At 72.5% G+C, this 14081-nt stretch carries 11 protein-coding genes; 6 read left to right on the forward strand and 5 right to left on the reverse strand.

All coding sequences use genetic code 11. The features are described from left to right. Window position 1: 1 nt before the first annotated feature. Window positions 2–4957 (reverse strand): DUF4082 domain-containing protein, encoded by a 4956-nt coding sequence (locus tag BBA86_RS11475; RefSeq protein WP_141677865.1) that lies wholly within the window; start codon window positions 4955–4957, stop codon window positions 2–4. Continuing rightward, a complete protein-coding gene (locus BBA86_RS11480) occupies window positions 4954–5913 on the reverse strand; it encodes a glycosyltransferase (RefSeq protein WP_223247079.1) in 960 nt (319 codons plus the stop codon). Before BBA86_RS11480 ends, BBA86_RS11475 begins: the two co-directional genes overlap by 4 nt. A gap of 188 nt (window positions 5914–6101) precedes the next feature. On the opposite strand from BBA86_RS11480, the gene BBA86_RS11485 reads away from it, so the two are divergent. Continuing rightward, a complete protein-coding gene (locus BBA86_RS11485) occupies window positions 6102–6731 on the forward strand; it encodes an acyltransferase (protein WP_223247080.1) in 630 nt (209 codons plus the stop codon). Between the two features lie 12 nt (window positions 6732–6743). Here BBA86_RS11485 and BBA86_RS11490 read toward each other — a convergent pair whose 3' ends face one another. Next, window positions 6744–8000 carry a glycosyltransferase gene (locus tag BBA86_RS11490; protein WP_065572283.1) on the reverse strand — a complete coding sequence of 419 codons (1257 nt, stop codon included), beginning with the start codon at window positions 7998–8000 and terminating at the stop codon, window positions 6744–6746. Then, entirely contained in the window at window positions 7997–9031 is a 1035-nt protein-coding gene (locus BBA86_RS11495) for a hypothetical protein (RefSeq protein WP_065571688.1), read from the reverse strand. Before BBA86_RS11495 ends, BBA86_RS11490 begins: the two co-directional genes overlap by 4 nt. 149 nt (window positions 9032–9180) lie before the next feature. On the opposite strand from BBA86_RS11495, the gene BBA86_RS11500 reads away from it, so the two are divergent. From BBA86_RS11500 to BBA86_RS11520, 5 genes are read left to right on the forward strand one after another with little or no spacing between them, the layout of a single operon-like run. Beyond that, window positions 9181–10302, forward strand: a complete 1122-nt coding sequence (locus tag BBA86_RS11500) for a glycosyltransferase (RefSeq protein WP_065571689.1) — start codon at window positions 9181–9183, stop codon at window positions 10300–10302. Then, on the forward strand, window positions 10299–11405 hold the full coding sequence (locus tag BBA86_RS11505) for a glycosyltransferase (protein ID WP_065571690.1): 1107 nt from the start codon (window positions 10299–10301) through the stop codon (window positions 11403–11405). Before BBA86_RS11500 ends, BBA86_RS11505 begins: the two co-directional genes overlap by 4 nt. Beyond that, window positions 11402–12397, forward strand: coding sequence for a glycosyltransferase (locus BBA86_RS11510; protein WP_065571691.1), 996 nt, complete (start codon window positions 11402–11404; stop codon window positions 12395–12397). The genes BBA86_RS11505 and BBA86_RS11510 overlap by 4 nt, the downstream gene beginning before the upstream one ends. 17 nt (window positions 12398–12414) lie before the next feature. Next, window positions 12415–13203, forward strand: a complete 789-nt coding sequence (locus tag BBA86_RS11515; protein WP_223247123.1) for a glycosyltransferase family 2 protein — start codon at window positions 12415–12417, stop codon at window positions 13201–13203. A gap of 42 nt (window positions 13204–13245) precedes the next feature. Beyond that, window positions 13246–13929 carry a hypothetical protein gene (locus tag BBA86_RS11520; protein ID WP_141677866.1) on the forward strand — a complete coding sequence of 228 codons (684 nt, stop codon included), beginning with the start codon at window positions 13246–13248 and terminating at the stop codon, window positions 13927–13929. Between the two features lie 22 nt (window positions 13930–13951). On the opposite strand, the gene BBA86_RS14315 is transcribed toward BBA86_RS11520, so the two are convergent. After that, window positions 13952–14077 carry a hypothetical protein gene (locus BBA86_RS14315; protein WP_317614749.1) on the reverse strand — a complete coding sequence of 42 codons (126 nt, stop codon included), beginning with the start codon at window positions 14075–14077 and terminating at the stop codon, window positions 13952–13954. Window positions 14078–14081 lie beyond the last annotated feature (4 nt).

The raw sequence follows: 14081 nt of genomic DNA on the forward strand, positions 1-14081 counted from the left end.
CTCAGGCCGTCATCCGGCCGACGCAGTCCCCAGCGTCGTCCGGAAGTCGTGCGTCTCGAAGAGTTCGGGCTCTTCGCGACGGTGCAGTCCGGCGCCCCTCGCTCGCGCGCGCGGCACGAGGGACGGAGAGTGGTTCGTAGCGACGCGCAGATCGGATGGGCGCGACGGTCGGCGTCGCCGCCACGGCGTCCCCGGCCGTCGCCGAGGGCGCGCCGTCGTCGGCGGAGAAGACGACCTCCGCGTCGACGAAGTACCCCGAGGCTGCCGCTGCGGCCGGGCGCTGACCGTCGGCCCCGTAGACGTAACGACCGCCTGTCTGCGCCGGGGCGGTGATCTCGTCCCGGACCACCCGGGAGTCGAAGTACCCGAGCGTCACGGCGTAGCCGCCCGAGGGGGCGAAATACGACACCGTGTAGGTTCTGCCCGGCTCGACGGCGACAGGGGTCGACAACGGGGCGCGCTGCCACCCGGTCGGGCTCTCCGCCGCGAACACGACCCGGGCGAGCTCCGTACCGTCGGGCGCCCACAGACGACCGACGTGGCGACCGGTGTTGCCCGCCCCCTTGTAGAACCGGATCGCGGTCACCAGTCCCGGCCGCTCGACGTCGAAAGCCGTTCCGAGGGTGACCGGCGCGGAATCGTTCGCCGAGGCGATCGCGGGCGTCTCGGACGCGAACAGCGTTTGCGCGGTTCCGGGAACCTCGGGGCCGCGCGTCGTGAACTCCCACGTGTCGAGCACCTGGCCGGCGCCGCCCTGCCCCGCGAGCCGAACCGACGCCCGGTAGGTCGTCGCGGCCGAGAACGCGGTGGTCGGCGTGAAACTGACCGTCCGCGAGGAGGCGTCGTAGGTCGACGGGCCCTCGACGACGTCGCCGTCCTGCGTGACGTGCAGGGTGGCTCCCGGCGCGTCAGCGGTGAGGGCCGCGGTCACCGGATCACCCGCGGGGGCGCCGGCGCCGACGGGTGAGCGCTCGGCGATCGCGGGGGTGGTTCCGTCCGAGGCGCCGGCGACCACCTCGACGTCGACGAGGTAGTCCGTCGACCTCCAGGACTGCGTCGGCATGCCGCCGTCCGCCCCGGAACGGAAGACGCCGTTGTCGGCGGTCGCTGCGGACAGAGGTCCGTTCTCGACAGAACGCGAGAAGCCCTCCGAGACGTAGGCGTACGCGCCGGTCGGTGCCGAGTACGACACCGTGTAGGTCGCGCCCGCGGCGAGCGCGACGGGTGCGGCGAGCGTCGCGCGCTGCCATCCCGCGCCCGTCACGGTGGGGAACTCGACGCTCGTGAGGCGTCGGCCGTCGGCATCCCACAGCGTCCCGGTGCGTGTCACGGAGTCGGCGGCGGGTGCGTAGAAGCGGATGCCGGTGACCCGGGCGGGCACCGCGGAGCTGAAGCGCATGCCCAGCTCGAGCGCGCCGCCATCGTGGGCGGTGCGCATCCCGGGGGGCGTCCCGCCATCGTGGAGCGAGAGCGCCACGGGAGCGTTCGGATCGGCGGCCGTGCGGAACGACCAGGAGCGCCGCGGAGGCGGCCCGGAGGCGGGCGACGGCATCACGACCGTCACGGTGACGTCGACGCCGAAGGGCAGAGGCGACACGGGGTCGAAGGTGACCCGGGTGCCGTCGGCCGATCGGCTGACCGTGCCCTCGACGGGCTCGCCGTCACTGCGGACCTCGACGCCGGGGGTCGCAGTGAGGGCTTCGGCGAAGGAGGCCGTGATGTCGGAGTCGGGGTCGACGCCGGTGCGACCCGGCGCGGGCGTCGCCGACACCAGGCGCGGTCCATCGGCGGTGCGTTCGACGATGGGATCGACGTAGTAGCTCGAGGTCGAGCGACGGTTCGGGTAGCCCGTGCCGTAGGTGAACGATCCCCCGCTGGCCGGAACGGTGAGCGGTCCCCTCTCGTTGGCCGCCGCGAAACGACCCGGCGTGACCGCATACCCGCCGGCCGGCGCGCGGTACGACACGACGTACGTCCGCCCCGGCGACACCGGGACCGGCGACGCGAAGGTCGCGGTCTGCCAGCCCGACGCGGTCTCGTCGTCGAAGTCGACGGCAGCCAACTCGGTCTCACCCGGTCCCCAGAGCGTGCCTGAGTGCGGACCCAGGTTCCCGGCGCCGCGGTAGTACCGGATGCCGGTGACGACCGCGTTCTCGCTGACCGTGAACGCGGTACCCACCGTGACCGGATCGCTGTCGGCGGCCGAGGCGATCGCCGGATCCTCGAGGTCGTCGTGCACCGTGCAGGGGCAGACGGCGTCGGGATCGATGAGCGCCGCCGTCCGGAACGACCACGATCCGTCGACGAGGGGCGCCGCCCGGGTGTCGGCGGCATCCGCCGACACCGTCACGGTGTACCGGGTCTCGTTCGCCAGCGGCTGCGAGGGAACGAAGCGAACCCGACGCGTCGCAGCGTCGTAGCCGATCGTCCCGGCTACGCGGGTGCCGTCCGGGCCCGTCACCGTCACGACGATCGAGGACGCGACGACGCGCTGAGTGAACACCGCCGAGATCGCAGAACCGACGGAGACTTTGAGCCCGTCGACCGCGGGGGCATGGTCGGTCAGTCGTACCGGCGACCCCGCGGACGGGTCGAAGAGCACGTCGACGTAGTAGTTGGCGTTCCGGTAGGGCTGAGTGGGCCACTGGCCCGCCTGACCGTGCACACCCGCGGCGGCCGCGCCCGATCCGGGTGCCGGCTCGATCGGGCTGCTGGATCGGGCAGCGTACGGCCAGTACTCCTCCTGGTAGGCGTACCCGCCCGCAGGCGCCGTGTACGACACCGTGTACGTGGTTCCCGCCGTCAGCTGCACGGGGGTCGCGAAACGCGCCGTCTGCCAGCCCGTCGCGCTCTCCTGTTCGAACGCGACCGTGGCGAGGCGCTCCCCGCGCGCGGACCAGAGCGCCCCCGAGTGAACGCCCGTGTTGGCGGCACCCTTGAAGAAGCGCACACCGGTCGCCGCGCCGTCCGTCGTGGTGCGGAAGCGGAGGCCGAGCTCCAGTGCCTGACTATCGGTCACGGAAGCGACGCGCGGTGCCTCGACACCGAACAGCGACGCGTCGCCCGAGACGGCGACGGTCCGCACGGTGCCGTCGGTCGAGAAGTTCGCACTGTCGTCGATCGCCCGCGCGCGGATCTCAGCGGTCGCTGTGCCCTGCTGGATGTAGCTGTACGACCAGTCTGTCGTGCCCTGAGCGGCGAACCACGTCTGCCCGCCGTCCGTGGACACCTCGACGCCGGCGATGACACCGTCCGCGTCCGCGGCGGTGCCGGTGACGGTCACCGCGCTGCCGTGGGTCACCGCGGCCCCCTCGGCGGGGCTGGTGATGACGGTCGTGGGAGGTGTGGCGTCGGCGCTCTCGGTCGCGGGGACGAGGTCGTCCATCAGGTCGCCCGGCAGTGCCCCCATGTCGGCGAGCAGGTTGACCTGCGCCTGTTGCATCCGGCGGTCGGCGGGCGCGCCGTCCCCGTCGTGCTCCGCGTCGAGTCCCCAGCCCCACTGGACGGAACCCGCCGAGAAGACGAGGGCACCGCTGGCCGCCTTGTAGAGGGTGGTGTGGTGTTGCGTTGTGCCGGCCACGAGCGTGTTGCCGTAGTCGGTCAGGTACTGGTCGACCGGGCCCACGGTGGTGGACAGACGGATGAGGCCCGCCGGAGTCCGCCCGTTGTCGACCACCTCGTTCGACTCGTACCCGACTGTGTGCGGCGCGAGTTCGGTGCGCGAGCCGAGGGGAGCCGTCGCCAGGTCGGTGCCACGCCACATCCGCAGGCGTCCCTCGGCCCCCGAGACGGTGAGCGGGAGGTCGCCGTCGTTGACCATGTACATCGTTCCGATGAGTTCGTTCTCGGGTGAGGCTGCGCCCGCGTCGGCGTCCGCGAAGCGGGGGTCGCGCCAGGTGCCGGTCCACTCGTCGGAGGGGTCGATCTTCTTGTCGTTCCACGTCTCCTTGTACGAGACGAGGGTCCGATGGTCGGTGGGCGACCCGTCGACGCCGGGGGCCCACCGTGTCCGCCAGTACATCTCGTTGCCGGTCAGGAACTGGAGATCGACGCCGGCGTCGCGGGCCGCCTCGACGTTGCGGCGTTGCGCACCCGTCCAGTACTCGTCGTGACCGACCGAGAGGAACACCTCGTGCTTCAGCAGTTCGTCGCCCCGACGGTCGGTGTCGGCGCCCGCCAGGTAGCTGACGTCGTAGCCGTTGCGCTCGAGGAAGCGGACGGTGGCGAATTCCGAGCTGAAGTAGAAGTCCCGCTGCGTCACGCCCTGTCGTGTCGCGAACGGGCGGTTGTAGCTGATCTCGTAGGCGCGCCCGGCGGCACCGCCCTGGTAGAAGTCGGCGCCGCCGTAGGAGTTGTAGGCCTGCCACGTCGAGTCGGAGGTCTGGAACAGGACGTCCGAGGTGTTGCCGTCGTTGCGGACCACGAAGATGATGTGACTCCGGCCGCCGGTGTCGTCGCGGTTCAGGACGGCGAGGTAGACACCGGAGACCGCCGTCGCCGGAACCTGCCACGACGCCGACACCCCCCAGGTCCCGCAGTCGTACAGCAGGGTCCTCGCATCGGTGAGGCACTCCGGCTGCGTCTGAGGCAATGCCGCCGACGGGGTGACCTCGTCGACGTGGCGCGCGCCGAGGCCCTGGTACCACCCGGTGCGGTAGATGTCGATCGTGTAGTCCGCGGCATCCGTGTCGATCTTGAAATCGATCGTGCTCCCGGCGTTGACGCTGATCTCGGTACCGAACCCCTGGAGGTCCGGATCACCGGCACCTTCGATGTCCCACACCGACGGGTCGGTGCCCTCCTGCGTGTTCTCGCACATGATCCGGTTGGCGTCGGGGGCGCACGTCTCGATCGCGGCCGCAGGCGGGACCGCGAGCAGCGACCCGATCGCCAGGGTCAGGGCCGCCACCACGGCTCCGGCTCGTCGCATCGGAACGGGACGTTCGCGCCGGATCACGCGACGACCCCGGGGATGCCGCGGCTCGAGAGGTCGCGCTCCCAGACGGCTCCCGCATCGCGGCGCGCCGCCCGAGCCACCCGCAGCCGTGTCCACGCGGTCAGCCCGATGTACCAGGCGGCGTCGGTCGCCTCGGAGATCCGACGGATGCCGCCGATGAGCGAGCGCACGCGGGCGGCGGCGGTGTCGCCCGTCGACGCCTGCACGTGACCGCGGTGCTGACGCGTCAATACCGCCAGGAGTGCGTGGACATCACGAGGGGTGCGCACCCGCATCCCCTCGGTCGCGACCACGCGCTTCTCCTCGTCGGCGAAGAGCGCGTCGAACCAGCAGTCGTCCGCCGTCAGCGCCGGGAACGCAGCGAAGCGGGAATGTCCCGCGGCGTTCGTGGCGTAGCCGCCGGCTCCCCACATCCGGCGCGCTGGGGCGGTTATCCGCGCGCGGGCACGGTAGTAGGCACGGACAGGCAGCGACGCACCCGACACGTCGTAGACGAAGCGGGGCCGTGCGGCGAGGACCCCCGGCTCGGCGAGTTCGGCGAACACCGCGGCCACGGCGGCCGGATCGACCTCGATATCGGCATCGAGGTACAGGCGGGGCCACGCGGTCGCGGCACGATCGCCGAGGTTCAGACCGGCTGCCTTCGACGCTTCGTCGGTTTCGACGACCGTGACGCCGGCGAATCCCCGAGCGATCTCGGCGGTGTCGTCGCGGCACCCGTTGCAGGCGACGACGATCTCGACCTCGCTGCAGCGGGTCAGCGGCGCGAGCGCACGGAGCGTACGGCCGATGACGGCCGCCTCGTCGTGCGCCGGAATGATCACCGCACCGCGTGTCGTCGCCCGTGCGTCACCCTCGGCATGGCCGCCGGAGCGTGCCCCGGCGCGCGTGATGGCGCCGTCCGCCGGCAGGCCGCCGTACGCCTGGTCCGCCGCGCGTGCGACGGCCGTCCCCACTGTCCCCATGCTCTTCCCCAGTCGCACACATCCCGAGCAAGAGATGCGTGCCGTAGACCGGTGCCGTCGACGATCCCACTCGTCGCCGTTGTGCTCGCCTCCCCAGGCGGGCACGACCGGTGTCCCCGCGGACATGAAACCAGATCCGAGCGGCGGACACAATACAATCCGTCACACGGATGCCGGGGATGCGTCCGCACCAGACCCTGGAGGACGTCATGTCCGGCACTGCAGCGACCGTTCACCCTTCGGCCGACATCGACGACGACGTCGAGCTGGGAGCCGGCACGAAGGTGTGGCATCTCGCCCACGTCCGCGCGGGAGCGCGCGTCGGCGACGACTGCACCATCGGTCGCGGGGCGTACATCGGTCCGGGCGTGGTCCTGGGTCGCGCCTGCAAGGTGCAGAATCACGCTCTCGTCTACGAGCCGGCCGTGGTGGGCGACGGGGTGTTCATCGGTCCCGCTGTCGTCTTCACGAACGATGAGTTCCCCCGGGCGGCGAACCCCGACGGCACGCCGAAGGGCGCGGAGGACTGGCAGGCCGTCGGCGTCGTCGTCGACGACGGCGCCTCGATCGGGGCCCGCGCCGTCTGCATCGCACCCGTCCGGATCGGCGCGTGGGCTCTCGTCGCGGCGGGCGCCGTCGTGACGAGGGACGTGCCCGCGCACGCGCTGTTCGCCGGGGTGCCCGCGAAACGGGTCGGCTGGGTCGGTCGTGCCGGTCGGCCTCTGAGCGCCACGGGCGACGAGGTGTGGGTGTGCCCCGAGACCGGCGAGCGTTACCTCGAGGACGGCGACTCGTTGCGTCCGATCTGACGCGGCGCTGTCTCAGCCCCAGCCGCCCAGGTACGCGGCGACGTCGGGTTCCCCGTCGATGGCGCGGATGCCGCCGACCCGTTCGACGACGTGGGGGAACAGATCGTTCCGCCCCCACCGTGCCTCGCGAGAGACCGCTCGGATCGAGCGGATGCGCAGGAGGGGGTCGCCCTCGTCGTCCACGACGGTGAGGGTGCCGAGCCCCTCACGCCCGAGCCGCTCGACGAGAGGTCGCAGGCCACCATCGACGCGGATCGGACGCACGATCTCGACGTGGACACGCACTCGATCGACGGGGGGCTGCGCCGCGATCAGATCCGCTGCCGCGACGCATGCCGATCCCGGCATATCGGCGACGACGGAGTCGACACTGACGAACGATGCCGCCTCCGACGCGTCCTGGGGAGGGGTCACGGCGATGTCGATGCGCGAGGACGGCAGCCCCCGCGGGCGGGTCCCGGGGACCGGGATCAGGTCGGCCAGCCGCATGGCCTCCGCGTTGCGGGTGACGCGGTCGTGGTCGTCGCGAGCCCCGGCATCCGGTCCGTCGTGCCACGCGACCGCGCCGGGAACATGAGCGAGGAGCGCCCCCGCCAGCCAGGCCCGGTACGTCCACTCCCAGTCCTCACCACCGTAGGTGCGGAAGGATTCGTCGAAGCCGCCCGCCGCGTCGAAGACGACACGACTGCAGGCGAGGACCGCGCCGATCGTGTGGCGGTAGCTCCGATCGTCGGCGTCCAGGAGGTTGCGGGAGCGGCGATAGGCGTCCGTCAACCACGCGGGCTCGGGCAGCTCGCGTCCCGCCACGACGGTGCGGACGTCTGCGGCCGGGGGAACGCCGGTCAGATCGGCGTGGCGCCGCCGCCCGACGGCGACGACGTCGGGGGCGAGCCCCGGCATCCTCGTCAGTTCACGGATGAACCCGGGCTCGGGAACCGTGTCGGCGTCGAGGAAGACCAGCACATCACCGGTCGCCTGAGCGGCACCGAGGTTCCGCACCGCGGCGAGCCGGAACCCTTCGTCCGCCTGACGGACGAGGCGGACCCCTCCGGGGACGACCGGCGCGAGGGCGGAACCATCATCGGCGACGATCACCTCGAGGCGGTCTGCGGGGTGGTCCTGGCCGGCGAGTCCCGCGAGGCACCTCGCGAGCTGCTCGGGCTGCTCGTAGTGGGCGACCACGACCGAGACCGCCGGTGCGACATCGGACGTGCGCCCGTCGAGGAGGTCCCAGCGGTTTCCGGGCAGCGCGATCCCGTGCGTCATCATGCGGCCCACCAGCGGAGGTAGGCGGCGGCGACGTCGTCGAGCGTCGGCGAGAGCGAGACGCCGGCGGCCAACCGAGTGGATGCCGGGTCGCGCCACGCGTCGACGAGCCGGTCGGCGAGGTCGTCGGCGCTGTAGCGCGCCAGGGTTCCGGGGCGCAGCGCGTCCATCTCCGCCGCATACCGCGAGTCGACGACGAGCGGACGCCGCCCGGCTTCGACCCAGTCGAGCATCGACCGCGAGGCCGACACGTGTTCGTGAGCCGCGAGCGGGATGCCGGGGGCGACGAGTTCTCCGGCGAAGGCGTCGTCGTCCAGGAACCCGGTGACCTCGAACGCGACGCCGAGGGCGGCGGCTTCTTCCCGCAGGCGCTCGACGTCCGCCTCGTGGCCGCGCGAAGGGGCGCCGATGGCGCGGACGGCGACGACCTGCGGACCGTCACCGTGCGCCCGGAGGATCTCGGCGGCCCGGGCCGCGGCGATGATCGCGGGGCGGTGTCCCTTGCCGGGGTAGACGAAGCCGGCGATGAGGACTCGGAGGGCGCGGCCCTCGGCGACGACTCCGCCGGGTGGGGTGCCGGTGCGGGCCCCGAGGGCGATGGCATGCGCGCGAGCGGAGTCCGGGAGGAACTCGTCCATGAGGTGCTGCTCGTGCCGGCTGTTGACGACGACCCGGTCGGCGGCGGCGATCATGCGCGCGTAGGCGGCACGGCGTCGTTCGAACATGGTGCCGTCGGAGGGCTGCGGCACGTCGTGGAGCGTCAGCATGAGGCGGCAGCGGCCGGCCCACCGCTCGACGACGTCGGCGGCGTCTTCCGGCCGGGAGCCGAACAGACGATCCGTCGCATGCAGATGGACGGGGGCCTCGCCGGGGACGCCGTCGAGCGCCCGCTCTGCGGCATCGACGTCCGCGACCCGGACGACCGTCGCGTCGGGGCGGGCCGCCGTGACCGCCACGGCGACGTCGTCGCCGTAACGGGTGACCCCGTGACCCTCCGGACCGAGGACGAGCAGGAGGGGAGGCGCAGAGATCACCTGGCATGGTTATCCGCCGGTGACGGCGAGGTCAAGCCCCCCTCTCCTCTGCCGCTTCGTTGCGTACGGTCGGGGCGTTCAGGCGCACCCATTCCACACTGGTCGGCGCGTTCCCCTCTGCTCGACGCGATGGCGTCGGAAGGAGCCACGTGGATACGACCATGCGCATCGATCCGCCGACGGATGCGGGTTCCACCGCCGTCGTGACGATCGTCTCCGTTCCCGCGGGGCACCCCTATGTGCAGCAGGCCACCGCGGATCCGCGCGTAGCGGTCCTCGACGACCCGATCGCGCCCGGTTCGGACCCCGCGGTCTGGTGGCCACCGGGAGCGCTCGACCCCGCGTGGATCCGCGCGTACGCCGGCGAGGCCTCCCTCCTCCACATCCACTTCGGTACGGAGTCGTTCCCCGCCGGACATCTGACCTCGTGCCTCGACGCGGCCCACGCCGCCGGGTGGCCGGTCGTGTTCACCCTGCACGACCTCGAGCACCCGCAGCTCGGTGACAGCTCCGACTACCTGGCGCAGCTCGACGAGATCATGGCGGGCGCCGACGCAGTCACAACCTTGACGGTGGGCGCCGCGCGCGCCGTGCGGGAACGGTGGGGCCGTCACGCCACCGTGATCCCGCATCCGTCGGTGCTTCCGCGCGACGCCGCGATCGAACCGGCCGTCGGCGCGGGACGCGTCGTCGGCGTCCACCTGAAGGATCTCCGGCCGAGCGTCGACGGACCGGGCACCGTGCGGACGCTCGACGCGGCACTCACCGCGCTCCGCGACGCGGGTCACGACGTCCGCGGCGAGGTGCGCCTGCACCAGCGCGTGCGCGACGCGGATGCCGCAACCGAGATCCGCGCGCTGTGCGCGGCATCCGACGCCCTCGACCTGGTCGAGCACGAACGACTCGACGACGCGGAGCTGTTCGCCGCCCTGGCGCGCCTGGACGCGTGCGTCCTGCCGTACCGGCACGGCACGCACTCGGGATGGCTCGAACTGTGCTGGGACCTCGGCGTCCCCGTCGCTGCTCCGAGGGTGGGCTTCTTCGCCGAGCAGCACGATGACGGCACGGTCGCCTCGTTCTCGCCGGGAAGCGCGGCCGAGCTCGCCGACGCCCTGTCCTCGCTGTGGACCGCCCCGGCGTCGCGACCGGCGAGTCCCGGGCGCGATGCGCTGGTCGAGCAGCGTCGGGGCGTGCGGTCCGTGATGGATGCCGCGATCGCCCAGCGTCACGCGGAGCTGTACCTCTCGTTGCTCGGAAGCCGCACCGCGTGAGCGCCCGCCCGCTCCGCATCGTCGTCATCGCACCGCTGCGCTTCCCGATCCGCCGTCCGCACGCCGGCGGTCTCGAATCCGCGGTCTGGTCGGAGGTCGACGCCCTCCGCCGTCGCGGACACGAGGTGACCTTCGTCGCCCCTGAGGGGTCGGACTTCCTCCCCGACGCGGATGTGTTCCGTCTGCCGCCGGTGGTGTGGCCCGAGGGTGCGCGCCCCACCGACAAGACCTGGCCCGAGAGCTACCACCACGACAGTGCACCCGCGCTCGGGCGCGCCCTCGACGAGATCGCGGCGCACCCCGAGCGTTACGACGTGATCTCCAACCACTGCCTCGACGCCCTGCCGCTGCGGCGCGCGCCACAGCTCGGTGTGCCCATGGTCACGACCCTGCACACCCCGGTCGACGGGTTCGCGGTCGCCGCGCACGCCGCGGCGGACGGCGCCGGGTCGCAGTTCCTGTCGGTGAGCACGCACACGAAGACCCAGTGGGATGCCGCCGGCGTCCCTTCGACTCTCCTTCCCAACGGCGTCGACCCCCGGGCGTGGCCGCTGGGCCCCGGCGGCGACGACCTCGTCTGGTTCGGGCGGATTGTGCCCGAGAAAGCCCCGCACGTCGCGGTGGAGGTCGCTCGGCGTCTCGGCCGGCGCATCGTGATCGCGGGTCGGATCGGCGACGAGGAGTATGCCCGCGACACCGTGTTCCCCCGGCTCGGCAGCCATGCCGAATACGCCGGCGAGCTGGCGCCCGAGCCTTTGGCGGGCCTCGTCGGACGCAGCGGCCTCGCCCTGGCGACGCCGGCGTGGGCCGAGCCGTTCGGGCTCGTCGGCCCCGAGGCCCTCATGTGCGGGACGCCCGTCGTCGGGTTCGCCGTGGGTGGCGTCCCCGAGATCGCCGCGGCCACGATGGGCATGCAGTTGGTCGCGGCGGACGACGTCGACGCGATGACGGAACGCGCGGCCGCGATGCTGCCGAGTGGAAAGGATGGCGCCTTCCGCGCCGTCGTTCGGGAGACCGCCGAGCGTCGATTCTCCCTGGACCTGCGCATCGACGCCCTCGAGGCGAGCTTCGCCCGACTGCTCGCGACGGAGAGCGCCGCGTGAACGCCGGCGTCCCCCGTATCGGGTGGTACGTGCATCACCACGGCCGGGGGCACCTCACCCGTCTGCTCGCCATCGCCGTGCACCTGGACGCCGAGGTCGACTGCCTCAGCAGCCTCCCCGCTCCCCGCGACCTGCCGGCCGGGTGGACCTGGACCGTCCTCGACCGGGACGATGACGGGGGCGACCCCGTCGACCCGACCGTGAGCGGGATGCTGCATTGGGCCCCCATCGGGCACGCCGGGCATCGCTCACGGCTCGCTGTCATCGCCGCCGCGGCGACCGAGCGCCGGTGGGACGGCATGGTCGTCGACACGTCCGTCGAGGTGACCCTCCTCGCTCGCCTGCTGGGGCTACGCACCGTCGTCGTCACCCAGCCCGGTCACCGCGTCGACCGCCCGCATCTGCTCGGCTTCGCGGCAGCCGACACCGTCCTGGCGCCGTGGGCGCGCGGCATCCTGTCTCCCCCGCATCTCGAGGTACTCGGCGACAAGGTCGTCCACACCGGTGGTATCAGCCGCTTCGCCGATCGTCCGACGGGGGGCGAGCGCACCGATCAGGTCGTCCTGCTGGCCGGCGCAGGCGGATCCGCCGTGGGGCCGGCGGCGATCCGGGATGCCGAGAAGGCGACGGGTCGGCCGTGGCGAGTCCTCGGGGGCAGCACGTGGGCCGACGACCCGTGGGAGGCGCTGACCTCCGCGGCGGTCGTCGTCTCGTACGCCGGTCAGAACGCCGTCGCCGACCTCGCCGCCGCGCAGGCACCCGCCATCGTCGTCCCGCAGGATCGGCCGTTCGACGAGCAGCGCGAGACGGGGCGCGCCCTGCGCCGCGCCGGACTCGCACAGGTGTCGGACGACTGGCCCGACGCGGCGCGGTGGCCCGAGCTCGTCGAGCGCGCGTCGACCGCCCGGCCGGAATGGGAGCGGTGGGAGGTCGCCGGGGCGCCGCAGCGGGCGGCTGCGGCGATCATCGACACCGTGCGGGGCGACCGGTGAGCGTCGCGGTCGTGAGCATGTGCTCACTGCCGCGTGTCGGGCATCTGCGCGCGCAGTTGCGGGCGCTGGCGGACATGCCGGACATCCGCCGCGTCGTCGTCTGGATCGGTGACGACGAGCCGCCGGAGCTGGATGCCGAGACGGTCATCCGGGTCCCGCCGGGCCCCGAGGGGCTGCGGCTGGCCGCCGGGCGGAACGCGGGCGCGGCCGCGGGAGCGGACGCGGACCTGCTCGTGTTCCTCGACGCGGACTGCATCCCGGGACCCGACCTGCTGCGCCGTTACCGCGAAGCGGCAGGGCGCCATGCGGACGCCGTGCTGTGCGGACCGGTCACCTACCTCGCGCAGGGGGTCACGGCATCCGATCCCGCCGACCTGGTCGCCTACACCTCACCGCACGCCGCTCGGCCGATGCCCGCCGAGGGCGCCGAACGGGTCGCCACCCCCGCGGAGTACCCACTGTTCTGGTCGCTCTCGTTCGCCCTCACGCCCGAGACGTGGCGGCGCATCGGCGGATTCGACGAGGCCTACGAAGGGTACGGCGGCGAGGACACCGACTTCGCGTTCCGGATGCGCTCACGCGGCGTCCCGCTCGTGTGGACAGGCGGAGCGCACGCGTACCACCAGTACCATCCGACGACCTCGCCCCCGTGGCAGCACGTCGACGACATCCTCCGCAACGGCGCCCTGTTCCACCTGCGCTGGAACGAGTGGCCGATGACGGGGTGGCTCGAGGCCTTCGAACGCGGCGGCGCGGTGGTGAGGGAGGCCGCCGGCTGGCACCGTGCCGACGACATCCGTTCGTAAACCGCCTGCGTGGGGTGACCCGACAGGTCGTATCCTTCGCTCATGACAGACGCGGGGGCGAGGAAATGGTCCCGGGGCCAGCGCACCCGGGAGCTGACGCGCGTGCTTCGACCGGCCGGCTTCGAGCGCCGCGGCGACGAATGGATCCTGGACACCTCTGAGCTCCGATGGTGGGTCCATCTCGGCACCGCGAAGGGGGACGCCCACGAGCACGAGCTGGCGGTGGGTTCCCTGATCCTCCGGGACGGGGAGCCCGACTACGACGCCCCTCACCCCGCCACCTTCGGTCTCGGCGACCTCCCCGGCGCGTCCCGCCGCCGGTATCTCGACACGGACGAGGCCGCCCATGATCCCCTCGTCCTCGACACCGAAGCCCTCTTGCTCCCGTTGCTCGCCAGGCTCCGGACGATCGATTCGGTGATCGAGATGTGGCTCGCCGGCGATGTCGCGGCGGGAACCGTCTCGGACAGCCGGCCCCTGCAGGTGTGGCACGCGTGGCTGCTCGCGAAGAGCACGGACCGATACGTGCTCGCCGACCGCGCGCTGATGATCGCCGAGACCGTGCGGTGGACGCCCGACGCCCGCCGGATTCTGGCCGACCTGGGAATGCCGGTCGACCGGCCGGCCCGGCGTCCCAAGAACCTCACGGCCGCCGACCGGTTGGTGCAGCGGGCCTACGTCCGCAGGTTCAGTCCGTACGCCGACGCGGAGCGCCTGCCGCTGTGAAGCCGGGGCCCCGATCAGCCCTTCAGAAGGCGTCGGCGCGCGCGATCTGCTCGGCGGCGTGGGCATGCGTCTGCGGATCGGGGATGCCGGCGAGGTGGTCGACGCATCCGTCGAGCGTGACGTCGATGGAGTAGCGGAGGGGGCGCACAGCG

The organism is Microbacterium oleivorans, from assembly GCF_001691565.1.
In the GTDB taxonomy this organism is placed as follows: Bacteria; Actinomycetota; Actinomycetes; order Actinomycetales; family Microbacteriaceae; genus Microbacterium; species Microbacterium oleivorans_B.